Here is a 23,063-nt window from a genome sequence, read left to right as displayed (position 1 = left end):
GCTCGCGTTTCCGTGCGCGCAAAGCGTTTATGCGTGAGGGGAAGGGATGCCGCGGCCCCGGTGCCGGTGGCCGGGTCTAGCGTGGAGGGATGGTCGGTTATCGCTATCTCGGAAACAGTGGATTCAAGATCTCGGAGATCACCCTCGGCAACTGGGTGACCCACGGCTCGCAGGTCGGTGACGACGCGGCGATCAAGACGGTGCACGCGGCTCTCGACGCGGGCATCTCGACGTTCGACACCGCCGATGCCTACGCCAACGGAGCGGCGGAGACCGTGCTCGGAAAGGCCCTCGAAGGGCAGCGGCGCGAGTCGCTCGAGATCTTCACGAAGGTCTACTTCCCTACCGGCCCCAAGGGGCCGAACGACACCGGGCTCAGCCGCAAGCACATCATGGACTCGATCAACGGATCGCTCGAGCGCCTGGGCACCGACTACGTCGACCTCTACCAGGCCCACCGCTTCGACTACGAGACCCCGCTCGAAGAGACCTTCCAGGCCTTCGCCGACGTCGTCCGCCAGGGCAAGGCGCTGTACATCGGGGTGTCCGAGTGGACCGCCGAGCAGCTGCGCGAGGGTCACGCGCTCGCCAAGCAGCTCGGCATCCAGCTCATCTCGAATCAGCCGCAGTATTCGATGCTGTGGCGCGTGATCGAGGGCAAGGTCGTGCCGGCCAGCGAAGAGCTCGGCATCTCGCAGATCGTCTGGTCGCCCATGGCGCAGGGCGTGCTGAGCGGCAAGTACCTGCCCGGTCAGCCGGTGCCCGAGGGCTCGCGCGCGACCGACGAGAAGAGCGGCGCGACCTTCATCAAGCGGTTCCTGAACGACGACACCCTCGAGGCCGTGCAGCGCCTGAAGCCCATCGCAGACGAGGCGGGTCTCGCCATGCCTCAGCTCGCGATCGCGTGGGTGCTGCAGAACCCCAACATCGCCGCGGCCCTGGTCGGAGCCTCGCGCCCCGAGCAGCTCGTCGACACCGTGAAGGCGTCGGGAGTGACCCTGGATGCCGACACCCTCGCCGCCATCGACGAGGCGCTCGGCGACGCGGTGTTCTCCGACCCCGAGAACACGTACGAGGTGTCACCCAAGGAGCGCGTGGCCTGAGTCGAGCGCGGGCGGGGCGGGCTTCGGCTCCGCCCCGCCCTTCGTGTTCCGCGGTACCGGGTCGTCCCGCGCGGAAACGCTTCCTGCGACGGGAAACGCGGTGTGCTCGTGTTTCCCGTCGCGCATGGCGTTTATGCGTGAGGGGGCGGATGCCGCGGACGCGGTGCTGGCGTCGGTGCGGGCTGCGGTGCTGGCCTGGGCGTCGGCTTCGGTTTCGGCGTCCGCGGAACCTGCTCGTCCCGCGCAGAAACGCTTCCTGCGACGGGAAACGCGGTGTGCTCGTGTTTCCCGTCGCGTACAGCGTTTATGCGTGAGGGGGCGGATGCCGCGGACGCGGTGCTGGCGTCGGTGCGGGTCGCGGCGTCGGTGCGGGCTGCGGCGTCGGCTTCGGCGTCGGTTTCGGTTTCGGTTTCGGTGTCCGCGGAACCGGCTCGTCCCGCGCAGAAACGCTTCCTGCGACGGGAAACGCGGTGTGCTCGTGTTTCCCGTCGCGTACAGCGTTTATGCGTGAGGGGGTGGATGCCGCGGACGCGGTGCTGGCGTCGGTGCGGGTCGCGGCGTCGGTGCGGGCTGCGGCGTCGGCTTCGGCGTCGGTTTCGGTTTCGGTTTCGGTGTCCGCGGAACCGGCTCGTCCCGCGCAGAAACGCTTCCTGCGACGGGAAACGCGGTGTGCTCGTGTTTCCCGTCGCGTACAGCGTTTATGCGTGAGGGGGTGGATGCCGCGGACGCGGTGCTGGCGTCGGCGCAGTGCCGCGGGGGCGACGGCAGGTATCAGGCCGGCGCGGAGCGGCGGCGGCGCCTGGCTGCGCCTCAGGCCCCGCTCAGGAGAGAACGGTGCGGGCGTCGTACCCTGTGCGAATGTCCTTTTCCGCTCACCGGCCCGGCCGTTTCGGCTCCGACGGCCGTATCGAGTTCACGACGGACGAGGAACGCGAGCAGTATCTCGACGACATCCTCGCCGCGCAGAACGCGGCGAACCGTCCCGCCGAACCCCAGGATCACACTGCCGAGCCGTGGGGCGCGCCGCCCGCCGACGACGACCCACGCTCCTCCATCGCCGCCGACCCGAGCGATACCGATCCGCTCGACGTGGACGTCGACGCCGCCGACGCCCGCGACACCGTCGTGATCGATCGCGCCGGGCGTGCGCGCGCCGACGACGAGACCGCGGTCCCGTCCGACGAGGCGCCCGAGCCCGCGGCATCCATCCCCGTGGCATCCGAACCGCGCCAGCCCCGTCTGCGCCGACACGACCCGCGCCGCCCGCGCCTGTCGCTGATCCGCCGCATGGCCGTGCTCGGCGGCGCCGACAACGACGTGCTCGACGAGGTGCCCGAAGAGGTGCCGCGCTTCGTGCAGATGTTCCTCGTGCTCGCGGGAACCGCTCTCGTCTCGTCGCTGTCGATGATGTTCGCGCTGCTGACGGGCGTGCGGGTCAGCCTCTGGCTCGCGATCCCCCTCGCGATCGTGTGGGGCCTCATTATCTTCAACCTCGACCGCTTCCTCACCTCCACGATGCGTTCGACGAAGAACATCTTCCGGCTGCTCGGCCTCGCCATGCCCCGCGTGATCATGGCCGCTCTCATCGGCATCGTCGTGGCCGAGCCCCTGGTTCTGCAGGTGTTCCAGAACGACATCGTGCGCGAGGTCAACTCCACGAACGTCACGCAGGCCCTCACGGACCAGGATGCCGTCACCAACGGCCCCGAGAAGCAGGCGCTCGACGCCGCGAGCGCGCAGGTGTCGGCGCTCGAGAACCAGGCGGCGACCGGCATCGTGACCGGCACCTCGTCGACCTCGGCCGAATCCGCCGCTGCGCAGCAGAGCGTCGACCAGCTCACGCAACAGCTCGCCGCCCAGCAGAGCGTGATCGACCAGGCGCGCGCCGTGTACCAGTGCGAGCTCACCGGCCAGGGCGCCGGAACGGTTCCCGGCTGCACCGGTGTCGCCGGCAACGGCGCGAGCTCCGATGCGGCGCAGGCGCAGCTCGCACAGGCGCAGTCGGCGTACGACTCGCTGTCGACCCAGCTCGCGCAGGCGCAGTCGACGCTCGCCGCGGCGAACTCCGCCGGCGCCGAGGCCGCCGCGTCGTCCGCCGACCAGAACAAGCAGCAGGCCGAAGACCAGCTGCCCGCCGCTCGCGCCCAGTACGACTCGGCGCTCACGGCGTACAACGCGAGGGCGTCGTCGGTCGCCGACGGCAATGCGGGAGCGGTGGGTCTGCTGAGCCAGATCACGGCCCTCGAGCGCCTGTCGGATCGCGAGCCGACGCTGCGCTGGGCGCACTATCTAATCGCAGCGCTGTTCTTCATGATCGAGCTGCTGCCCGTGCTGGTGAAGGTGCTGACCGGCTTCGGCGGCCCTTCGCTCTACGAGAAGGCCGAGAAGATGCGTGGGCAGATCGCCCTCGACCGGGTGTCGGCCCGCACCTTCCGCAAGCGCGCCGACATCATCGCCGACGGGGCGAACCGCGTTCCGGCGACCGTCTCCTGATGGTCGTATGGAGCGCGGGACTGCTGCTGTACCGGCTCGCGCCGGAGCCGCAGGTGTTCGTCGCGCACATGGGCGGCCCGTTCTGGGCGAAGAAGGATGCCGGCGCCTGGTCGATCCCGAAGGGCGAGTACGACCCCGGCACCGAGGGTGCGCTGGATGCCGCCCGCCGCGAGTTCCGCGAGGAGCTCGGGGTCGATGCGCCCGAGGTCGAGTGGGCCGAACTCGGCACGTTCGCGTATTCGAGCGGCAAGAAGGTGGTCGTCTTCGCGGGTGACGGCGCCGGCTTCACGGCATCCGACTTCACCTTCGGCACCTTCGAGATGGCGTGGCCACCCCGCTCGGGCAAGACCGCGACGTTCCCCGAGGTCGACCGCGCGGAGTGGATGGGGCTGGATGCCGCTCGCGAGGCGCTCGTGAAGGGGCAGCGCCCCGCGATCGAGGCGCTCGCCGTCGCCCTCGAGGGCCTGGGTGGCGATTGAGGCGCTCCCCGCTGGGGGTGGAGGTCGTGCGTAACTCCTGAGAAGCCGCGGCGCAGCCGGATATCCGCGCCGGTTCTCCCGGCGAACAAGCGGCCCCCTCCGCGCTTCTCAGGACTTGTGTACGCCCCGGCCATCCCCGGCGCGTGCCGCCTCCTTCGCCCGTGCCGCCGCTACCCGCGTGCCACCCCTCGGCCGCGCACGCCGCGGCGGCCGCCTCGCTCGGGCCGTGGAATGGTGCGTAACTCCTGAACGGAGGCGGCCCCGTCTCCTCGGCGCCCCGGGATACAGGGCACAGCGCCCGGCGTGCGCCGTTCTCTCAGGAGTTACGCGCGGCGACCCTCCCCGCGCTGCCGCTCCGCCCGGGGCTCCGCATCGCCTTGGGCGCCCGCGCCCCGAACGCACGAGTGTCCAGAACACCCGGACGTTTTGAAAAATCGTCCGGGTGTTCTGGACACTCAAGAGGGGCTCGGGCCCGCGCGTCGCGGGACGCGAGCCCCGCGGCGCGACCCGCTTACGGGCGGATGAGGATTTTGCCGACGCGGGGCGCGTCGCTCGCGGTGACGGCTTCGACGATGTCGTCGAGACCGAAGGTGGCGGCGACGGGCAGGGTCAGGGTGCCGTCGGCGAGGTAGCGCGACAGCTCGCCGAAGAGGGCGCCGCGGGTCTCGGCATCCATCGTCTTGCTGACGACACTGCCCCAGAAGCCCTTCACGGTGGCCTGACGGAAGATGAGGTCTCCGGCGCCGAGCTCGAGCTTGCCCGCGCCCATCGAACCGAAGATCACGAGGGTGCCGTTCTCGCTCAGCAGCGAGAGCACCTGGCCGGCGGCGGGGCCACCGACGGAGTCGACGCCCGCGACGACCCGTCCGTCGCCCACGAGGGCGAGGGCCTGGTCGCGCCAGTCGTCGGCGTCGGTCGACACGACGTTGTCGATGCCCTGGGCGGCGAGCTCCTCGACGGCGCTCTGACGGCGCACGAGGCCGACGACGTTGACGCCACGCGCCTTGGCGATCTGCGCGACCATGCGGCCGACGGCGCCGTTGGCCGTGTTCTGCACGATCCAGTCGCCGGCCTTCAGGTCGAGCGAGTGCAGCAGGCTGATGGCGCTGAAGGGCATCGAGACGAGCTGCGAGGCGACCTCGTCGCTCAGGCCCTCGGCGACGGGGATGAGGCCCGCGGCCTTGGCGACGACCTGCTCGGCCCACACCCCGAACGTGCCGCCGGTGGCGACGCGCTGGCCGACGGTCAGGTTCTCGACACCCTCGCCGAGTTCCTCGATGACGCCGACGGCCTCGGTGCCGGCGCGGGCGGGCAGCTCGGGCTTGAAGCCGTAGGTGCCGCGGATGGTCCACAGGTCGTGGTTGTGGATGGGCGACAGGAGCACGCGCAGGCGCACCTCGCCGGGGCCGGGGGTCGGGTTCTCGACCTCTTCGACGCCGACGACGTCGGCCGGCTCGCCGAACTGGTGGTGGATGACTGCGCGCATGGATTCCTCCTGTGGTTATTTTGTAACGACCGGTCTAATATAGACCTCGGGCCTGCGAATGCAACCCAGAAGACGTTAAGTGGCGAGGGAGAGAACATGGGCAGGATGCCGAGCTTCGAACGCTCCGCCGTCGTCGACGCCGCGCGCGACGTCTTCTGGCGCCGCGGGTACGCCGAGACGGGCATCGCCGAGCTCGAAGAGGCCACGGGCCTCACCCGCTCGAGCCTCTACAACGCCTTCGGCAGCAAACGCGGACTCTTCGACGCCGTCCTCTCGGCATACCTCGACGACGTCGTGCGCACGCGCCTCCGCCCCCTCGGCGGGGGAGACCCCGGCGCGCTCGAGGCCTACGTCGACGAGATGCGTTCGGCCATCGAGACCGACGCCCCGCGCGCGCGGCTCGGCTGCCTGCTGCTGAACGCGGGTTCGTCTCCGCTGGCGAGCGACGACGCCGAGGTGCGCACCCTCGTCTCGGACTACGCCGCCGAGATGCGCGCCGCGATCCGCTCGGCGGTCGCCGACCGGCGTCCGGATCTGACCCCGGATGCCGTGGACGCCCTCGCCGCGGTGTGCGCCTCGCTCGTGGTGGCCGGCCTCACCCTCGCGCGGGCCGATCGAGACGCGGCGCTGGCGACCCTGGCATCCGTCTCCTCGACCCTGGAGTCTTGGGGCTGAGTCGGCCCCCGGCGGTGTCAGCCCAGCTTCACGGCCGTGCCGTAGGCGACGACCTCCTGGAAGTTCTGCGCCACCTCGCTCGTGTCGAAGCGCATGGCGATGACCGCGTCGGCCCCGACGGCTTCGGCGGCCTCGACCAGGCGCTGCTTGGCTTCGTCGCGACTGTCCTGCAGCTGCTTGGTGAGGCCCTGGAGCTCACCGCCGAAGATCGACTTGAGTCCGGCGCCGAACTGCACGCCGATGTTGCGGGCGCGCACGGTCAGGCCGGTCACCTCGCCGTACACCTCGACGATCTGGCGGCCGGGGACATCGTTCATGGTCGTGACGAGCATGCGCCCAGTGTGGCAGGTGACGGGCCGCTCCGCGAGGGGTGAATCGAGCCGCTCTGTGTATACCTAGACGGCATGCGGGAGGCAATATATCCCCGTTTCGTCCGCGGATTGCATACACTGGAGCAATGACGGCGAGGGGGCAGCATGCGGGCGAGTGAACGCGCCTACGCGACCCTCCTCGACGAGATCCAGACCGGCACGCTGTCGCCGGGGACCGTCCTCGCCGAAGTGGAGCAGTCCACCCGCCTCGGAGTCAGCCGCACCCCTCTTCGCGAGGCGCTGCGCCGATTGGCATCCGACGGCCTCGTCGCTCAGGCTTCGGCCCGCGTGACCGTGGTCGCCGGCATCGACGCCGACGACATCCGCTCGCTCTTCGACCTGCGTCGGGCGCTCGAGACCGAGGCGGCGCGACTGGCCGCCCGGCGCGGCGATCGCGGGGAGTTCCGACGCCTCGCGACCGAGTTCGCCGCCGTCGACACCACCGACGCCGACGCGTACTACGCCCTGATCGCCCGCTTCGACGCCGCGATCGACGACGCCGTCGACAACGCCTATCTCTCCGCCGCGCTCCGGAGCGTGCGCACCCACCTCGTGCGGGTGCGGCGCATGGCGCGAGACAACCCCCTTCGCCTCTCGGCCTCGGCCGGGGAGCATGAACTGATCGCGAGAGCGATCGGCGCCGGCGACCCCGAACTCGCCGCCCACGCCGCCCATGTGCACCTGCACAACGCCCTCACCACCATCCTCGAAGCCCTCACGGAGGACCCCTCATGACGATCACCCACCACGTGCGCGTGCACCGCAGCGACGAGAACCTCGCCCGTGAGGGCCAGCTCGCCTGGGCGCTCGCCCGCGTCGCGGTCGACCCGGTGGCCGTCGACGACGACGTGGTGGACATGATCGTCAACCGCCTCATCGACAACGCGGCCGTCGCCGCCGCCTCGATCACCCGTCAGCCCGTGAGCGCTGCGCGTCAGCAGGCTCTCGACCACGCCGTCTCGATCGGCGGCTCGGGTGCCACGGTCTTCGGCTGCCTGCTCGAGCGGCGCACGAGTCCCGAGTGGGCGGCGTGGGCGAACGGCGTGGCCGTGCGCGAGCTCGACTACCACGACACCTTCCTCGCCGCCGATTACTCGCACCCGGGCGACAACATCCCTCCGGTCCTCGCGGTCGCCCAGCACACGGGGCGGGACGGCGCCGCGCTGGTCCGCGCGTTGGCGACGGCGTACGAGATCCAGATCGACCTCGTGCGCGCCATCTCGCTGCATAAGCACAAGATCGACCACGTCGCCCACCTCGGTCCCGCCGCGGCCGCCGGCATCGGCACCCTGCTCGACCTCGACCAGGAGACGATCTACCAGGCCATCGGCCAGGCGCTCCACACCACCACGGCCACCCGTCAGTCGCGCAAGGGCGAGATCTCGACGTGGAAGGCGCACGCGCCCGCCTTCGCCGGCAAGATGGCGATCGAAGCCGTCGACCGTGCGATGCGCGGCGAGACCAGCCCCTCGCCGATCTACGAGGGCGAGGACGGCGTGATCGCCTGGATGCTCGACGGCCCCGACGCGTCCTACGACGTGCCCCTGCCCGGCGAGGGCGAGAGCAAGCGCGGCATCCTCGATTCGTACACGAAGGAGCACTCGGCCGAGTACCAGGCGCAGGCCTGGATCGACCTCGCCCGACGCCTCGGCACGGAGCGCCCCGAGCTGCGCGAGCCCGCCAATGTGGCATCCATCGTCCTGCACACGAGCCACCACACGCACTACGTGATCGGCTCCGGAGCGAACGACCCGCAGAAGTACGACCCCACCGCCTCGCGCGAGACGCTCGACCACTCGATCCCGTACATCTTCGCCGTCGCCCTGCAGGACGGCGCGTGGCACCACGTCGACTCCTACACCCCCGAGCGCGCGGGCCGCGAAGACACCGTCGCGCTGTGGCACAAGGTCACCACGGCCGAGGATGCCGAGTGGACGCGCCGCTACCACTCCGACGACCCGAACGAGAAGGCCTTCGGCGGTCGCGTCGTGATCACCCTGACCGACGGGTCGATCGTCGAAGACGAGATCGCCGTCGCCGATGCCCACCCGCTCGGCTCCCGGCCGTTCGCGCGCGAGGACTACGTGCGCAAGTTCCGGCTGCTCGCCGAGCCCGTGCTGCTGCCCGACGAGATCGAGCGCTTCCTCGAGCTCGTGCAGCGCCTGCCCGAGCTGACCCCGGCCGAGGTGATGCAGCTCACCATCGTGGCGAAGCCCGGCGTGCTGGCCCTGGCACCCGCGCCGAAGGGGCTGTTCTGATGCGCGGGCCGTGCGTAACTCCTGAAGTCTGCACGGTCGGGGGCTTCGGCTCCGTGTCATTCCGCGGGTGCTGCGTCGCTGTGCCGCGATTCCTCAGGAGTTGTGCACACCCGACGGAGAAGAACTGATGCTCTACGCCCAGACCACCGCCCAGCAGAAGCGTCGCGCGCTGCGCGAGAAGCTGGCATCCGGTGAACTCGTCCGGATGCCGGGAGCCTTCAACCCGCTGTCGGCCCGACTCATCGAGCGCAAGGGCTTCGACGGCGTCTACATCTCGGGCGCGGTGATCTCGGCCGACCTGGGTCTGCCCGACATCGGCCTCACGACCCTCACCGAGGTCGCGGGTCGCGGTCAGCAGATCGCGCGCATGACGGAGCTGCCCGCGATCATCGACGCCGACACCGGGTTCGGCGAGCCGATGAACGTCGCCCGCACGATCCAGACCCTCGAAGACGCGGGGCTTGCGGGCACCCACATCGAGGACCAGGTCAACCCGAAGCGCTGCGGCCACCTCGACGGCAAGAGCGTCGTGGACGCCGACACCGCGATCAAGCGCATCCGCGCCGCGGTCGATGCCCGCCGCGACCCCGACTTCCTGATCATGGCGCGCACCGACGTGCGGGCGGTGGAGGGACTGGATGCCGCCATCGACCGCGCGAAAGCCCTGGTCGACGCGGGCGCCGACGCGATCTTCCCCGAGGCGATGCGCGACCTCGCAGAGTTCGAGGCGATGCGCTCGGCGCTCGACGTGCCGATCCTGGCGAACATGACCGAGTTCGGCAAGAGCGAGCTGTTCTCGACGCAGCAGTTGCAAGACGCCGGGGTGAACCTGGTGATCTGGCCGGTGTCGCTGCTCCGACTCGCGATGGGCGCGGCGGGCCGCGGCCTCGACGCCCTGGCATCAGAGGGTCACCTTCGCGACCAGCTCGGCGAGATGCAGCACCGCGCCGACCTGTACGACCTCATCGACTACGAGGGCTACACCCGCTTCGACGCCGACGTGTTCGATTTCACCGTCGAACGCTGACGCGGCCGCACACGAGCACGACTCAAGGGAGAGACGATGACCGACATCAAGAAGGGCCTCGCCGGGGTCACGGTCGACGAGACCGCCGTCAGCAAGGTGAACCCCGAGACCAACAGCCTGCTGTACCGCGGTTACCCCGTGCAGGAGCTCGCCGCCACCCAGCCGTTCGAAGCGGTCGCGTACCTGCTGTGGAACGGGGAGCTTCCCGATGCCGCGCAGCTCGCCGACCTGCGCCGGACCGAGCGTGCGCACCGCGCGTTGAGCGACGACGTCCGCGCCGCGATCGACCTGCTGCCCACGAGCGCCCACCCGATGGACGAGGTACGCACGGCCGTGAGCGTGATCGGCGCGCGCGAGACCGCGGGGATCTCGAACGTGATGGATGCCGTGGGCACGCCCGAACAGAATCTCGAGCGCTCGATCCGCCTGTGGGCGCAGCTGCCCGCCGTGGTCGCGTACGGTCAGCGTCGCCGTCGCGCAGAGGAGCTGGTCGAGCCCCGCGACGACCTCGACTATGCGGCGAACTTCCTCTGGATGACCTTCGGCGAGGAGGCCGACGAGGTCGTCGTCGATGCGTTCAACCGCTCGATGATCCTGTACGCCGAGCACTCCTTCAACGCCTCGACCTTCACCGCTCGCGTCATCGCTTCGACCCTCAGCGATCTGTACTCCGCGGTCGTCGGCGCGATCGGCGCTCTCAAGGGTCCCCTGCACGGCGGGGCGAACGAGGCCGTGCTGCACGTGTTCACCGAGATCGGCTCGGCCGAGAACGTCGGGCCGTGGCTCGACACCGCCCTCGCCGACAAGCGCAAGATCATGGGCTTCGGTCACCGCGTCTACAAGCGCGGCGACTCACGCGTGCCGACGATGAAGGCCGCCCTCGACACGCTCGTCGAGTACTACGGTCGTCCCGACGTCGCCGCCCTCTACGACGCGCTCGAGTCGCAGTTCGTCGAGCGCAAGGGCATCTACCCGAACCTCGACTACCCCTCGGGTCCGGCCTACGACCTGATGGGCTTCGACACGCTCACCTTCACCCCCCTCTTCGTCGCCGCGCGCGTGACCGGCTGGACCGCGCACATCCGCGAGCAGCAGGCGTCGAACGCCCTCATCCGCCCCCTCTCGGAATACGTCGGTCCCGACGAGCGCCACGTCGAGGGCTACGTCCCGGATGCCGCCGACGTCGAGGCCCAGGAGCGCCCCGAGGAAGCGGCCGGCTGATGTCGTCTCCGAAGATCGTTCTGGTCTCGGGCGCCCGCACGCCCATCGGCTCGTTCGGCGGAGCGCTCTCGGGCGTGGACGCCTACGAGCTCGGCGCGGTCGCCGTCACCGAGGCCCTGCGTCGCGCCGGCGTCGAGAAAGGGGCGGTCGACGAGGTCGTGATGGGCTGCATCGCCCAGAACGGGCCCGATGCCTACAACGCCCGTCGCGTTGCGCTCGCCGCGGGCCTTCCCACGCGCGTGCCCGCTTTCACGGTGAATCGCCTCTGCGGTTCGGGTCTGCAGGCGATCTGGTCGGCCGCCCAGGAGCTTCGCTGGGGCGGGATCGACGTCGCCGTGGCCGGTGGCGACGAGAGCATGTCGCGCACGCCCTTCCTCGAGTACGGTGCCCGCGGCAACGCACGGCTCGGCGATCGGCAGCTCCTCGACGGCACGCTCGCGATCCTCACCGACCCCTTCAGCGGCCGGCACATGGGCACGACGGCCGAGGTCGTGGCATCCCGATACTCCGTCCCGCGGACGCAGCAGGACGCCTTCGCCGTCGAGAGCCAGCGCAGAGCGGCGACGGATGCCGCGCGCGCGGCCTTCGCAGAAGAGATCGTGCCCGTGACCACGGGCGGCCGCACGCCCGTCGAGGTCTCGGTCGACGAGCACCCGCGTCCGGGTACGACCCTGCAGGCCCTCGCGGACCTGCGCCCGGCGTTCGAGAAGGACGGATCGGTCACGGCCGGCAACTCGTCGGGCATCAACGACGGCGCCGCGGCGACCGTACTGATGCGCGAGGACGACGTGCGCGAGCGCGGTCTGTCGGGGCTCGCGACGCTCGAGGCCGTGACCACCGCCGGCGTCGACCCCGAGATCATGGGCTACGCGCCCGTCATCGCGCTGCAGCGGCTGTGGGAGCAGACCGGGCTCACGCCGGCCGACGTCGACGTGATCGAGCTGAACGAGGCCTTCGCCGCCCAAGCGGTGGCGGTGATCCGCGACGCGGGCCTCGACCCCGAGAAGGTGAACCCCTACGGCGGCGCGATCGCCCTCGGCCACCCGGTCGGTGCGACGGGCGCGATCCTCACGGTGCGCGCGGCCCTCGATCTGCGCCGTCGCGACCTGGAGTACGCCGTCGTGACGATGTGCATCGGCGGCGGACAGGCCCTGGCCGCGCTGCTGCGGCGGTACTGAGTCGGGTTTCGCCCTCACCAGGCGGGCCGTCCCGCGGAGTTCGTCGGCGACATGCCGGGTCGGCGGGCTGGTGGGCGGCGTGTCGGCCGTGGGGTCCGCGGGACGGCCCGCCCAGGGCGATGCGGGCCGCGGGCGGGGGCCATCAGGTGTGCGCCGGGCGGGGTCGAATGTCCTACTGGAGGGTCACGCCCGCGGTGCTCGACGGACCAGGAAGACGTCGACCTCGTCCTCGGAGTCGAGGGTGAATCCGGCGCGCTCGTAGAGGCGGCGGGCGGGGCTGCCCTGCAGCACGTTCAGGCGCGTCGGGCCGTCCCACGGTTCCGCCAGCACGCGAGAGAGGACCTCGCCGCCCACGCCCCGACCCTGCAGAGCGGATGCCAGGTAGAAATGCTCGATCCAGCGCGACGCCCCGTCGGTGCGGACGGTGAGAGAACCGGCATCCGCCCCGTCGACGACGATGATGCGCGTGTGTTCGGGACGGAACCCGGTGCGCAGGCGCTCGCGGACGCGATGCTCGTCGAAGCGGCCGAGGCGCTCGAGGTCGGCGCGCAACACCTCGGCGCGCAGCTCGACGAGCCAGGTGATGTCGGCGGGCACGCTCGGCCGGAGGCGGATGTCCATGCGTCGAGTCTAGGAATCGCGACGTGGACGGGCCCGCGATACTGGGCGTATGAGCGTGTTCCTTCTCGGTGGCGGGCGCGATGTCGCGCGCTGCGGCGACCTGCTGCGTCCCTTCGTCCGCGAGGCGCGCGAGCGCGCCGGCGAGCGCGCTCCGGTGATCGCGCTGCTGCTCGTGCTCGAGGCCGAAGACGACACCAGGATCGCCCTCCACCGCGCCATGTTGGACGCAGCGCAGGCGGTGCCCGCCGAGATCCGCGTCAAGACGATCGTCGAGGGCGAGGTCTTCGATGCCTCGGCGCTCGCCGCCGACGCGCTGTTCGTCGGCGGCGGCCTCACCCCGGCCTACCTGGATGCTTTCGCGCAGATCCGGGATGCCGTGATCGAGCGTGTCCGCGAGGGGATGCCGTACGCCGGGTTCTCCGCCGGCTCCGTGATCGCCGCCGGTCCGGCGCTGGTCGGCGGATACCGTCTGGGCGGGGTCGAGGTCGTGTCGGAGAACGCCGGCGAGGAACTCGACGAGCTCGAGGTCCGCGCGGGCCTCGGACTGCTGGACTTCGCCGTCGATGTGCACGCCGCCCAGTGGGGGACCCTTTCTCGTCTGGTCGCCGCGGTCGATGCCGGGCTCGTCTCCGACGGCGTGGCGATCGACGAGCACACGGCCCTGGTGATCTCGGCACAGGCGGCCCCGGCCGTCCGCGGCGGCGGGCAGGTCTGGCGCGTGGAGTCCTCGGCATCCGGAGTCCACGTCCAGGTGCTCCGCGCCTGAGGCGCCGCGCTCGTCGCGAGCCGCCGGGATCTGTCTCTCGCGCGAGTCCTGACGCGGCGGAGTCCGGCGATTCCTGCACGCAACGGCCCCCACCCCGAGGGGTGAGGGCCGTTGCGGAATCCGCGCGTCAGGCGGTGCGGCGGCGACGCAGGGCGAAGGCGAGACCGCCCGCGACCACGAGGAAGCCGCCCGCGAGGGCGATGCCCCACGGCGCTTGCGCGCCCGTCGCCGCCAGGGCCCCCTTACGGACCACCTCGACCGCGAGAGCGGGGAGCACGGTGCCGTCGGCGCGCTTGATGACCACCGTGTGCGCCCCGGGTTCGAGAGTCGCGGGCACGTTCACGCGGAAGGTCACGGTGCCGGAGGCATCTGCGGCCGGGATGCCGGTGATCACGATCGGCGTGCTGTTGAGCGTGGCCGTCAGCTGCTCGCCGGCGTTCAGCCCCGAGACGGTGACGGTGAACGACCCGCCCTGCTCGACGCGCGCCGCGCTCGCCGTGATGCGCGCCGAGGTCGACGGCGAAGCCGTGGGGCTGCCGGTGGGCTGACCCGTGGGGTTGGCGGTGGGCGTCGGCTTCGGCGTGCCTTCGTCGACCGGCGTCGAACCGACCAGGTACGCCCGGCCGAGAGGTGAGGGCGCGATGGTCTTCTTCGCGGTGAAGAAGTCGACCGTGGCCTGCAGGTCGATCTGGCCCGAGTCGGCCTTGTTCGTGCCCTGCGCGAAGACGCCGAAGTTGTCGCCTCCCGCCGCGAGGAACGAGTTGGTCACGACGCGGTACGAGGTCGTCGCGCCGATGGGCGTTCCGTTCAGTGCGATCGACGAGATCCGCGAGCCCTCGGCCGCCTTCGGGTCGTACTGGAAGGTGAAGCCCTTCGAGACGCCGAGCGCGAGCACCGGGCGAGCCGCACCCGACGGCTGCCATTGCTGCTCGAGCACCTGCTTCAGCTGCGCGCCGGTGAGCGACAGCGTCACCAGCGTGTTGCCGAAGGGCTGCACGTTGGCCGCCTCGCGGTACGACACGGAGCCGTTGTCGGAGCCGTAGAGCAGGTCGGCCCGCAGACCGCCGGGGTTCATGAACGCGATCTGCGCGTCCTGCCCGTTGAACGAGGGGTTCTCGCTCGTGGCCCAGAGGTACACGTCCGCGACGGTGTTGCCGAGCGTGGAGTACGCACCGCGATCCTCACCACCCGAGCTGTTCTTCGCGCGCGTGATGTCGGCGGTGATTGTGCCGACCTCGACCTTGCCCTTCGTGTCGGCGGTGGCCTTGGCATCCGCGACGATCTTCGCCGCAGCGGCCTGGGGGTAGGCGATGTACTGGCCCACGGTGGAGTCGTAGAGCGAGCGCACGCCGGGCGCGATCGAGACGAGCTTGCCGGTGGCATCCAGATCGATGTCGAGCGTGCCGAGGTTGGTGCCGTACGAGCCGGTCTGGATGACCGAGCGACCCCCGATGGTGCACGAATACTTCTGGTGCGTGTGCGCCGAGACGATCGCGTTGACGTCGGCGGAGGCACCGCGCACGACGGCGCCGAAGTCGCTGGATTCGGTCGCGATCGTGGTGCAGTCCGTGCTCTCCGAGCCGTCGTGGACCAGCACGATGACGATGTCGGCACCTGCCGCGCGGGCGTTCTTCGCCTCGCGGTTCACGGCCTCGGTCTCGTCGCCGAACTCGATGTCGGTGATCTTCGAGGGGTCGGCCATGCCGGCCGTCTGCGGAGTGACGGTGCCGACGAAGGCGACCTTCGTGCTGCCGACCTGCTTGATCGTGTAGGGCTTGAGGGCGGGGGTGTTCGTGCCCTTCTTATAGACGTTCGCGCCGAGAGCGAAGTCGCTCGATGCTCCCGTGTTGCCGCCGTAGGTGGGAATGACCCGCTCGGTCAGGTCGGCGAAGCCGCGGTCGAACTCGTGGTTGCCCACCGCGCTGACGTCGAGCGTCGCGGCTTTGAGGGCCTTGATGGTCGGGGTGTCCTGGTCGATGAACGACTCGAAGGCGCTCGCGCCGATGTTGTCGCCGGCCGAGACGAACAGGGTGTTCGGGTTCTGCTGGCGGTACTTCTCGACGGCGCCGGCGAGCACCGCGGCCCCGGCGACGCCACCGGTCTCCTGCAGCAGGCGCCCGTGGAAGTCGTTGATCGTGAGGATCTGCAGGTCGGGGGTCTTCGGCTTCGTCGGACGCACCTCGAACACGGTCGTGGTGCCCGAGACCTCGTTGCCCGTGACCAGCAGCGGCACGCCGGTGGGCGAGCGCAGTGCCGACACGAAGGTGATGCCCTCGGGGCCGAGGTCACCGGACGCGGCGAAGTCGATCGTGTCGTCCGCCTTCGTGGTGTTGACGTTGCGGTTGTTGACGTAGGTGACGTAGCTCGCCTTCGTCGGGTCGGTGATGTCGTAGACCATCACGCCGCCCGCGCGCTCGAGGCCGATGAAGGCGTAGGTGCGGCCGTCTACGACGCCGATGGTGACGTTCTCGGGCTCGGGGCCCTTGTCGTCGCTGCGGTCGTCGAGGGTGTTGTTGTCGTTCGAGACGTTGAACAGCTGCGGGGCGACGTTCTTGAGCTTCTGCTCGAACTGGTCGCCCGAGTCGAAGACGAGAGCGCCCTTGGTGTCCCAGATCGAGAAGGAGCGCCCGCCGTAGGCGTAGAGCTCGCTGTAGCAGCCGTCCGCTGTCTTGCCGAGGTCCGTGACGACCTTGAGGCGACCGGCGGCGTCATTGGCGGTCTGGCCCGCGAGCGGGCTCGAGGTGCAGATGGGCGCCAGGCCGTTCTTGCCGAAGGCGTTGATGCGCGCCTCGTCGTCGAAGGAGCCCCACTTGCGCCCGTCCCCTTCGTTCGCGGTGACGAGGTAGGTCGTGGCCTTGCCGTTGGTGTTCGCCGAGTACGAGGCGATCCCGTCGGGCATGTAGAGGCCCTTGAGCCCAGCGACGGTGTGGATGCTCTCGGCGGCCGTCGTGCCGTCTTTGTCGCTCGGGTCGAGTCCGACGGTGCCCCAGTCCTTGTAGCCCAAAGGCAGGATGCCGGTCACCTCGGCCTTCGTGAGATCCACCGTCGCAACGGCGTTGTTCTCCTGCAGGGTGACGTAGGCCACGGTGCCGTCGGTGGTGATGTACTCGGGCTCGAGGTTGCGCGAGACGCGGTTGGTCGACAGGGTCGCGGCATCCTGGCCCGGGGCGGCGACATCGGGGCCGAACACGCGCACCTTGGAGTCGAGCGTCTTGCTCCCGCCGGGCTCGAAGGCGCGGAAGCCGGCCGTCTTGACGGCGCTCTGCGCGGGGGCGGACAGGGCGGACGACAGCGCGATGACGCTGACCGAACCCTCGGGGTCGACCGAGAAGTCCGCCGCCGGTTCGCCCTCATTGGCGACGACGGCGTAGGAGCCGTCCTTCGAGAAGGTCACCATGTCGGGTAGAGCACCGACGGTGACCTCGCCGAGCTTCGCGCTCGCGGCATCCGTCTTGTTGGCGTCGAAGAAGACGAGGTGACCGGGGTCGGTCTTCGTCTTCGCTTCGAAGGCGATGACGCCGAGGCCGTCGTCGCGCACCGCGACCGAGTTGGCGACACCGTTCGACGAGATGTCGAACAGTTTGACCGGCTTCTTGGGGTCGCCGTTGTCGAGCACGGTCACGGTGCCGGCCTGCGCGTTGACGACGAAGAGGCGGTCGCGGTAGGCCTGGACGATCTCGGCCGCGGATTCCTTGTAGACGCCGGTGTCGTACGAGCCGACCGGGGTCACGCTGATCGCGGCGTCGGAGACGCTGTTCGAGACGGGCTGCGAAACGATCGCGGCGGATGCCGCGGTGGTACTCGACAGGGCGAGCGCGCACACCGCCGCGGTCGTCGCGGTGAACGCGGCGGCGCGGCGAAGGAAGGTCGAAGGCATGGCTGTGTCCTCGGATTCGGGTGGGGATGCGATCCACGCGGGCGGCGCGATCCTGTGGATTTTGCCTGGAGTTCGTGACGACCCGGTGAACGGGGAGGGAACGCGACGGCCGTGAACCGTCATCGGCCCGTCGGGACGGACGCGGTCGTACGCTCGTCGCATGACCGAGAACGCGCCCGCGGCGACGCCCCCGGGGCCCCACTCCGATGAGCCCCATCGCCAGGGGCTCTCGCAGAGACTGAACTGGTTGCGCGCCGGCGTGCTCGGCGCCAACGACGGCATCGTCTCGACGGCCGCGGTCGTGGTCGGTGTCGCGGGGGCCATGAGCGACACCGGTCCGGTGCTGATCGCGGGCCTCGCCGCCCTCGTCGGTGGGGCCATCTCGATGGCGCTCGGCGAGTACGTCTCGGTCTCGAGCCAGCGCGACAGCGAGCACGCCCTCATCCAGAAAGAGAGGCGTGAGCTCGCCGATGACCCCGAGGCCGAACTCGCCGAGCTCGTGGGCATGTACGAGGCCCAGGGGCTCTCGCGTGACACGGCGACGCGCGTGGCGAACGAGCTCACGGCATCCGACGCCCTCAAGGCCCACCTCTCGGTCGAGCTCAACATCGACGCAGAGGATGTCGTGAGCCCGTGGGCCGCGGCCTTCGCCTCGGCGGTCGCCTTCACCATCGGCGCGCTGCTGCCGCTCGCGACGATCCTGCTGGCGCCGGTCGAGATCCGCGTACCTCTCACCTTCGTCGCCGTCCTCATGGCGCTCGCCATCACCGGCTACGTCGCCGCGGTCCTCGGAGGAGCGCGGCGCGGGCGGGCGGTGCTGCGCACGGTGGTTGGCGGTGCGCTCGCGCTCGCCGCGACCTACGCGGTCGGCGCGTTGTTCGGGGTCTCCGCCTCGTAGTCGGTACCTCTATCAATTAATAGGACGTCCAGGTAATCTGAGGGGAGCGACGACGCCGTCGCTTTCCGAAGGAGAGCCGCATGGACACCACCCCTGCTCCCGCGCTCGACGCCCCGTCGACCGGCACCCTGAGTTCCGACGAGCGCGATGCCATCCTCGACGCGGTGCGCGACTTCGCGGCGACCGAGTTCGCCCCGCGCACCCTCGAATGGGATGCCGAGAAGCACTTCCCCCGCGACGTGCTGCGCCGCGCGGGGGAGCTGGGTCTCGGCGGCGTCTACGTCAACGACGACGTGGGCGGCGCCGGGTTGTCGCGCGTCGACGCGGTGGCGATCTTCGAGGAGCTCGCCTACGGCGACCCGACGGTCACGGCCTACATCACGATCCACAACATGGTCGCGTGGATGATCGACACCTACGGCACCGCCGAGCAGCGCGAGCGGTGGCTGCCGTCGCTGGTGGCCATGGAAGATCTCGGCGCCTACTGCCTCACCGAGCCCGGCGCCGGGTCCGACGCCGCGGCCATCACCACCTCGGCGATCCGGCACGGCGACACCTACGTGCTGACGGGGGTCAAGCAGTTCATCTCGGGCGCCGGCGAGGCGTCGGTCTACGTCGTCATGGCTCGCACGGGGGAGCCGGGAGCGCGCGGCATCAGCGCCTTCCTCATGCCCGCCGACTCCGAAGGACTCTCGTTCGGAGCGAACGAGAAGAAGATGGGTTGGAACGCGCAGCCCACCCGTCCCGTCATCCTCGACGAGGTGCGCGTGCCCGCCGAGAACCTCCTCGGCGGCGAGGGACGCGGCTTCTCGATCGCGATGAACGCCCTCAACGGCGGTCGCCTGAATATCGCCACGTGCTCGATCGGCGGGGCGCGCTGGGCGCTCGATCGCGCGATCGCCTACGTGCACGAGCGTTTCACCTTCGGCGAGGCCCTCGCCGAGAAGCAGTCGGTCGTGTTCGCGGTGGCCGACATGGCGACCGAGCTCGAAGCCGCACGACTGCTCGTGCGCGATGCGGCGACCGCCCTGGATGCGAAGGCTCCGGATGCCGCGACCCGGTGCGCCATGGCGAAGAGGTTCGCGACCGACGTCGGCTTCCGCGTCGCCAACGAGTCGCTGCAGTTGCACGGCGGATACGGCTACCTGCAGGACTACGGCATCGAGAAGGTCGTTCGCGATCTGCGTGTGCACCAGATCCTCGAGGGGACGAACGAGATCATGCGGCTCATCGTGGGTCGCAGCGTCTTGGCCGCGTGACGCGCGCGGAGGAAAGGCCCGGGCGGATGTCGGCGGGTCGTGCGAGCATGCCGGTGCGGGCTTCGCCGCGCCGATGAGACGGGAGTGACATGACGGATCACGATGCAGGGTACGAGACGATCCGCGTCGAGCAGCGCGCACGAGTCGGGTGGATCACCCTCGATCGCCCCGAGGCGCTGAACGCGCTCAACACACGGACCATGACCGAGGTCGTCGCGGCTGCCGAGGCGTTCGACGCCGACGAAGGCGTCGGCGCGATCGTGGTGACCGGCAGCGAGAAGGCCTTCGCGGCCGGGGCCGACATCAAAGAGATGGAGCAGAAGTCGGGCCTCGACATGATGCTCACCGACCACTTCGGCGCCTGGGCGCGCTTCGCCGCCGTCCGCACGCCCGTGATCGCCGCGGTCTCGGGATACGCCCTGGGCGGCGGGTGCGAGCTCGCTCTCATGTGCGATGTGATCCTGGCATCCGATCGCGCGAAGTTCGGCCAGCCCGAGGTGCAGCTCGGCGTGATCCCGGGCATGGGCGGCACCCAGCGGCTCGTCCGCGCGCTCGGGTACTACAAGGCCGCCGAGCTCGTGCTCACCGGACGCATGATCGACGCCGCCGAGGCCGAGCGCGCCGGACTCGTCTCTCGTGTGGTGGCGTCGACCGACCTGCTCGACGAAGCCGAGGCGGTCGCCCGCACGATCGCAGAGAAGCCGCTCCCGGCCTTGTACGCGGCCAAGGCCGCTCTCGACGTGGCCCTGGAATCGACGCTGGCCGAGGGCGTGCGCTTCGAGCGGCAGGCGTTCGCGGCGCTGTTCGACACCGCCGATCAGAAGGAGGGGATGGCGGCCTTCCGCGAGAAGCGGTCGCCGTCGTTCACGCACCGATGAGCGCTCAGAGCGGATCGGGCACCGGCGCGGGGTCGGCGAAGTCGCCGGCGCCCTTGCGGAAGCGCGCGATGATCCGCACCAGTGCCGTCGCGTCATCGTCGTCGAGGCCCAGATCGGCGAACACCTCGTTCAAGGCCGTCGTGGCGTCGTCGACCCGTCGACGCCCGTCCTCGGTGAGCGCGAGCAGGGCCGCACGCCCGTCGGTCGGGTGCGGTTCACGCGTCACGAGCCCGTCTCGAGCGAGGCGCTCGACCGTGTTCGTGACGCTCGTCGGGTGCACCTGGAGGCGCGCGATCGCGCTGGCCATCGGCATCCGGCCCTCTCGCGTGAAGGCGAGCAACCGCAGCATCTCGAACCGCGAGAACGACAGGTCGAAGGGCTTGAGCGCACGATCGATGGATGCCAGGAGCAACTGGTGCGCGCGGATCACCGAGGTCACGACCGTCATGCCGTCGGCGGCGGCGTCCCACCCGTGTGCGAGCCACTGGCGCTTGGCCTCGGCGATCGGGTCGACCGGTAATCGTCGCGTCATCGGTCCTCCTCGCGTTTCACGGTACCGCTCGCCCGCGGGCCGCGCTGCCCGGCGGCGGCTGAGCCCGTCGGTGCTCCGAGTCCGGCCGCTGCCGCGGGGCGGCGGCATTCGTCCTCTCACCGAAGGAGCATGATCTATGAAGATCGTGGTGCTGATCAAGGAAGTCCCCGATACCTGGGGTGAGCGTCGCCTCGACCTCGAGACCGGGCTCTCCGACCGTGCCGCGTCGGCCCCGGTGCTCGACGAGATCGACGAGCGCGCGGTCGAAGCCGCCCTCGCATACGCCGACGCGAACCCCGGCACCGAGGTCGTGGTGCTCACGATGGCTCCGGCCTCGGCCACGGCGACCGTGCGAAAGGCGCTCGCGATGGGCGCGACCTCGGCCGTGCACGTCGTCGACGACGCCCTGCGCGGTGCCGACCTGCTGTTGACCGCCGACGTGCTCGCGGCAGCCATCCGGCGCACGGGGTTCGACCTGGTCATCGCGGGCAACCTCTCCACCGACGGCGGTGGGGGAGTCGTTCCGGCGATGGTCGCCGAGGTGCTCGGCGTGCCGCAGCTCACCGCGCTGTCGAGTCTCGAGGTGACCGACGACACCGTGTCCGGTGACCGCGTGAGCGATGCCGGGACGATGCGGGTGTCGGCGTCGCTTCCCGCGGTGGTCTCGGTGACCGAGGCGCTGCCCGAGGGGCGGTTCACGACATTCAAGGGCATCATGGCCGCGAAGAAGAAGCCGTACGAGACCCCGGATGCCGTCGAGTTGGGCGTCGAGGCCGAAGACCCGGCGCAGGCCCGGTACATCATGCTGTCGGTCGCCGAGAGGCCGCCGCGAGAGGCCGGGACGAAGATCGTCGACGAGGGCGATGCCGGCGAGAAGCTCGCGGACTTCCTCGTGGCCGAGGGGGTGGCGTGATGAGCACTGCTCTCGTGCTGCTCGAGGTGCTGCCCTCGGGAGCGCTGGCGGCCTCGTCCCCCGGGCTGCTCGTGGCCGCGGACGCGGTGGGAGAGCCGGTCGCGGTGATCGCGGCCCCCGCCGGGGTGCTCGACCGCGCCGCCGGGGAGGCCGCGGAGCTCGGGGCGGTCCGCGTCCTCTCCGCCGAGGTGGACCCCGCCCTCCTGACCGGCCCGGTCGTCGACGTGCTCGCGGCCGCCGTGGCAGCCGAGAACCCCGACCTGGTGCTCGCCTCGAACGCCATCGAATCGCGTGATGCGGTGGCCCGCCTCGCGGTGCGGCTGCGCCTTCCCCTCGCCACCGACGTCGTCGGCGTCGCTCGAGACGACCTCGGGGTGGTGGCCCACCATTCGGTGTTCGGCGGTGCCTTCACCGTCGACGGCGCGCCCACCTTCGGGCCCCTCGTCGCGACCCTGCGGCCCGGGGCGGTCGAGGGGCGCCTCGACGCGCAGCCGCTCGCCGTGCGAGACCTCGAGGTGCCGGCATCCGCGATGCCCTCCGCGCGCGTCGAGGCGTTCTCCGAGACGACCGCTCCCTCGAGCCGGCCGGAGCTGCGCGGCGCGGCGACGGTCGTCGCCGGGGGCCGGGGCGTGGGATCGAAAGAGGACTTCGTCCTCGTCGAGCAGCTCGCCGACGCCCTGGGCGCTGCCGTCGGCGCCTCGCGCGCGGCCGTCGACGCGGGGTACGTACCCGCGACCGCGCAGGTCGGGCAGACGGGGGTGTCGGTCTCGCCGAGGCTGTACGTCGCCCTGGGGATCTCGGGTGCGATCCAGCACCGCGCGGGCATGCAGACCGCTCGCACGATCGTCGCGATCGACAAGAACCCCGAGGCGCCGATCTTCGACATCGCCGACTTCGGTATCGTCGGAGATCTGTTCACCGTCGTCCCGCAACTCATCAGCGCGCTCGAGGCTCACAAGAAGTAGATGGCGTCCACACCCCGCACTCCGCGTCGCGGGCTGCCGCGCGTCCCCGGTGGGGAGCCCTGG

At 70.5% G+C, this 23,063-nt stretch carries 20 protein-coding genes; 15 read left to right on the top strand and 5 right to left on the bottom strand.

Annotated elements, in window-relative coordinates; genetic code table 11:
* The first annotated feature begins 89 nt into the window (after positions 1-89).
* The 3 genes from OVA17_RS04340 (at position 90) to OVA17_RS04330 (ending at position 4,075) form a co-directional block, all read left to right on the top strand.
* Positions 90-1,103: an aldo/keto reductase family protein gene (locus OVA17_RS04340; RefSeq protein WP_267788420.1), complete on the top strand. Its 1,014-nt coding sequence runs from the start codon at positions 90-92 to the stop codon at positions 1,101-1,103.
* Between the two features lie 858 nt (positions 1,104-1,961).
* On the top strand, positions 1,962-3,596 hold the full coding sequence (locus OVA17_RS04335) for a DUF4407 domain-containing protein (RefSeq protein ID WP_267788418.1): 1,635 nt from the start codon (positions 1,962-1,964) through the stop codon (positions 3,594-3,596).
* Positions 3,596-4,075 carry an NUDIX domain-containing protein gene (locus tag OVA17_RS04330; RefSeq protein ID WP_267788417.1) on the top strand — a complete coding sequence of 160 codons (480 nt, stop codon included), beginning with the start codon at positions 3,596-3,598 and terminating at the stop codon, positions 4,073-4,075. The genes OVA17_RS04335 and OVA17_RS04330 overlap by 1 nt, the downstream gene beginning before the upstream one ends.
* 511 nt (positions 4,076-4,586) lie before the next feature.
* On the opposite strand, the gene OVA17_RS04325 is transcribed toward OVA17_RS04330, so the two are convergent.
* Positions 4,587-5,561: a zinc-binding dehydrogenase gene (locus OVA17_RS04325; RefSeq protein WP_210076023.1), complete on the bottom strand. Its 975-nt coding sequence runs from the start codon at positions 5,559-5,561 to the stop codon at positions 4,587-4,589.
* A gap of 96 nt (positions 5,562-5,657) precedes the next feature.
* On the opposite strand from OVA17_RS04325, the gene OVA17_RS04320 reads away from it, so the two are divergent.
* Entirely contained in the window at positions 5,658-6,236 is a 579-nt protein-coding gene (locus OVA17_RS04320; protein ID WP_267788416.1) for a TetR/AcrR family transcriptional regulator, read from the top strand.
* Between the two features lie 17 nt (positions 6,237-6,253).
* Here OVA17_RS04320 and OVA17_RS04315 read toward each other — a convergent pair whose 3' ends face one another.
* Positions 6,254-6,568, bottom strand: coding sequence for a YbjQ family protein (locus OVA17_RS04315; protein WP_210076028.1), 315 nt, complete (start codon positions 6,566-6,568; stop codon positions 6,254-6,256).
* 144 nt (positions 6,569-6,712) lie between these two features.
* Here OVA17_RS04315 and OVA17_RS04310 point away from each other — a divergent pair, with 144 nt between their 5' ends.
* The 5 genes from OVA17_RS04310 to OVA17_RS04290 all read left to right on the top strand — a co-directional run bounded on the left by OVA17_RS04310 (position 6,713) and on the right by OVA17_RS04290 (position 12,291).
* Entirely contained in the window at positions 6,713-7,342 is a 630-nt protein-coding gene (locus tag OVA17_RS04310) for a GntR family transcriptional regulator (RefSeq protein WP_267788414.1), read from the top strand.
* On the top strand, positions 7,339-8,865 hold the full coding sequence (locus OVA17_RS04305) for an MmgE/PrpD family protein (RefSeq protein ID WP_267788412.1): 1,527 nt from the start codon (positions 7,339-7,341) through the stop codon (positions 8,863-8,865). Before OVA17_RS04310 ends, OVA17_RS04305 begins: the two co-directional genes overlap by 4 nt.
* 127 nt (positions 8,866-8,992) lie before the next feature.
* A complete protein-coding gene (gene prpB / locus OVA17_RS04300; RefSeq protein WP_267788411.1) occupies positions 8,993-9,892 on the top strand; it encodes a methylisocitrate lyase in 900 nt (299 codons plus the stop codon).
* A 36-nt stretch (positions 9,893-9,928) separates the two neighbouring features.
* Complete coding sequence (locus OVA17_RS04295) at positions 9,929-11,113, top strand: bifunctional 2-methylcitrate synthase/citrate synthase (RefSeq protein WP_267788410.1); 1,185 nt, start codon at positions 9,929-9,931, stop codon at positions 11,111-11,113.
* Positions 11,113-12,291 carry a thiolase family protein gene (locus OVA17_RS04290; protein WP_267788409.1) on the top strand — a complete coding sequence of 393 codons (1,179 nt, stop codon included), beginning with the start codon at positions 11,113-11,115 and terminating at the stop codon, positions 12,289-12,291. Before OVA17_RS04295 ends, OVA17_RS04290 begins: the two co-directional genes overlap by 1 nt.
* Positions 12,292-12,474: 183 nt before the next feature.
* Here OVA17_RS04290 and OVA17_RS04285 read toward each other — a convergent pair whose 3' ends face one another.
* Positions 12,475-12,912, bottom strand: a complete 438-nt coding sequence (locus OVA17_RS04285) for a GNAT family N-acetyltransferase (RefSeq protein ID WP_267788408.1) — start codon at positions 12,910-12,912, stop codon at positions 12,475-12,477.
* Positions 12,913-12,961: 49 nt separating this feature from the next.
* On the opposite strand from OVA17_RS04285, the gene OVA17_RS04280 reads away from it, so the two are divergent.
* Positions 12,962-13,678 carry a Type 1 glutamine amidotransferase-like domain-containing protein gene (locus OVA17_RS04280; RefSeq protein WP_267788406.1) on the top strand — a complete coding sequence of 239 codons (717 nt, stop codon included), beginning with the start codon at positions 12,962-12,964 and terminating at the stop codon, positions 13,676-13,678.
* A 127-nt stretch (positions 13,679-13,805) separates the two neighbouring features.
* Here OVA17_RS04280 and OVA17_RS04275 read toward each other — a convergent pair whose 3' ends face one another.
* Entirely contained in the window at positions 13,806-17,555 is a 3,750-nt protein-coding gene (locus OVA17_RS04275) for a choice-of-anchor I family protein (RefSeq protein WP_267788405.1), read from the bottom strand.
* A gap of 160 nt (positions 17,556-17,715) precedes the next feature.
* On the opposite strand from OVA17_RS04275, the gene OVA17_RS04270 reads away from it, so the two are divergent.
* From OVA17_RS04270 to OVA17_RS04260, 3 genes are all read left to right on the top strand, one after another.
* The gene (locus OVA17_RS04270) at positions 17,716-18,453 is read left to right on the top strand and encodes a VIT1/CCC1 transporter family protein (protein WP_267788404.1); all 738 of its coding nucleotides are present in this window, start codon (positions 17,716-17,718) and stop codon (positions 18,451-18,453) included.
* An 80-nt stretch (positions 18,454-18,533) separates the two neighbouring features.
* A complete protein-coding gene (locus OVA17_RS04265; protein WP_267788402.1) occupies positions 18,534-19,712 on the top strand; it encodes an acyl-CoA dehydrogenase family protein in 1,179 nt (392 codons plus the stop codon).
* An 89-nt stretch (positions 19,713-19,801) separates the two neighbouring features.
* A complete protein-coding gene (locus tag OVA17_RS04260) occupies positions 19,802-20,590 on the top strand; it encodes an enoyl-CoA hydratase-related protein (protein ID WP_267788400.1) in 789 nt (262 codons plus the stop codon).
* A gap of 4 nt (positions 20,591-20,594) precedes the next feature.
* Here the strand turns inward: OVA17_RS04260 and OVA17_RS04255 are convergent, their stop codons facing one another.
* Positions 20,595-21,122 (bottom strand): MarR family winged helix-turn-helix transcriptional regulator, encoded by a 528-nt coding sequence (locus OVA17_RS04255; protein WP_267788399.1) that lies wholly within the window; start codon positions 21,120-21,122, stop codon positions 20,595-20,597.
* 136 nt (positions 21,123-21,258) lie between these two features.
* On the opposite strand from OVA17_RS04255, the gene OVA17_RS04250 reads away from it, so the two are divergent.
* Entirely contained in the window at positions 21,259-22,035 is a 777-nt protein-coding gene (locus tag OVA17_RS04250) for an electron transfer flavoprotein subunit beta/FixA family protein (RefSeq protein WP_267788398.1), read from the top strand.
* Complete coding sequence (locus OVA17_RS04245) at positions 22,035-23,000, top strand: electron transfer flavoprotein subunit alpha/FixB family protein (RefSeq protein WP_267788397.1); 966 nt, start codon at positions 22,035-22,037, stop codon at positions 22,998-23,000. The genes OVA17_RS04250 and OVA17_RS04245 overlap by 1 nt, the downstream gene beginning before the upstream one ends.
* The last annotated feature ends 63 nt before the right edge of the window (positions 23,001-23,063 follow it).

The organism is Microbacterium sp. SL75 (genome assembly GCF_026625865.1).
Lineage (GTDB): Bacteria > Actinomycetota > Actinomycetes > Actinomycetales > Microbacteriaceae > Microbacterium.
Note: the sequence above shows the minus strand (reverse complement) of the source record. Positions and strands in the feature narration are given on the sequence as shown.

Bases quoted from the DNA above. Each gene is read 5' to 3' on its own strand.
- OVA17_RS04315 (WP_210076028.1), bottom strand. From the start codon at position 6,568: ATGCTCGTCACGACCATGAACGATGTCCCCGGCCGCCAGATCGTCGAG.
- OVA17_RS04245 (WP_267788397.1), top strand. From the start codon at position 22,035: ATGAGCACTGCTCTCGTGCTGCTCGAGGTGCTGCCCTCGGGAGCGCTG.
- OVA17_RS04335 (WP_267788418.1), top strand. From the start codon at position 1,962: ATGTCCTTTTCCGCTCACCGGCCCGGCCGTTTCGGCTCCGACGGCCGT.
- OVA17_RS04260 (WP_267788400.1), top strand. From the start codon at position 19,802: ATGACGGATCACGATGCAGGGTACGAGACGATCCGCGTCGAGCAGCGC.
- OVA17_RS04340 (WP_267788420.1), top strand. From the start codon at position 90: ATGGTCGGTTATCGCTATCTCGGAAACAGTGGATTCAAGATCTCGGAG.
- OVA17_RS04250 (WP_267788398.1), top strand. From the start codon at position 21,259: ATGAAGATCGTGGTGCTGATCAAGGAAGTCCCCGATACCTGGGGTGAG.
- OVA17_RS04325 (WP_210076023.1), bottom strand. From the start codon at position 5,561: ATGCGCGCAGTCATCCACCACCAGTTCGGCGAGCCGGCCGACGTCGTC.
- OVA17_RS04290 (WP_267788409.1), top strand. From the start codon at position 11,113: ATGTCGTCTCCGAAGATCGTTCTGGTCTCGGGCGCCCGCACGCCCATC.
- OVA17_RS04330 (WP_267788417.1), top strand. From the start codon at position 3,596: ATGGTCGTATGGAGCGCGGGACTGCTGCTGTACCGGCTCGCGCCGGAG.
- OVA17_RS04305 (WP_267788412.1), top strand. From the start codon at position 7,339: ATGACGATCACCCACCACGTGCGCGTGCACCGCAGCGACGAGAACCTC.
- OVA17_RS04270 (WP_267788404.1), top strand. From the start codon at position 17,716: ATGACCGAGAACGCGCCCGCGGCGACGCCCCCGGGGCCCCACTCCGAT.
- OVA17_RS04280 (WP_267788406.1), top strand. From the start codon at position 12,962: ATGAGCGTGTTCCTTCTCGGTGGCGGGCGCGATGTCGCGCGCTGCGGC.
- OVA17_RS04265 (WP_267788402.1), top strand. From the start codon at position 18,534: ATGGACACCACCCCTGCTCCCGCGCTCGACGCCCCGTCGACCGGCACC.
- prpB (WP_267788411.1), top strand. From the start codon at position 8,993: ATGCTCTACGCCCAGACCACCGCCCAGCAGAAGCGTCGCGCGCTGCGC.
- OVA17_RS04255 (WP_267788399.1), bottom strand. From the start codon at position 21,122: ATGACGCGACGATTACCGGTCGACCCGATCGCCGAGGCCAAGCGCCAG.
- OVA17_RS04310 (WP_267788414.1), top strand. From the start codon at position 6,713: ATGCGGGCGAGTGAACGCGCCTACGCGACCCTCCTCGACGAGATCCAG.
- OVA17_RS04275 (WP_267788405.1), bottom strand. From the start codon at position 17,555: ATGCCTTCGACCTTCCTTCGCCGCGCCGCCGCGTTCACCGCGACGACC.
- OVA17_RS04320 (WP_267788416.1), top strand. From the start codon at position 5,658: ATGGGCAGGATGCCGAGCTTCGAACGCTCCGCCGTCGTCGACGCCGCG.
- OVA17_RS04285 (WP_267788408.1), bottom strand. From the start codon at position 12,912: ATGGACATCCGCCTCCGGCCGAGCGTGCCCGCCGACATCACCTGGCTC.
- OVA17_RS04295 (WP_267788410.1), top strand. From the start codon at position 9,929: ATGACCGACATCAAGAAGGGCCTCGCCGGGGTCACGGTCGACGAGACC.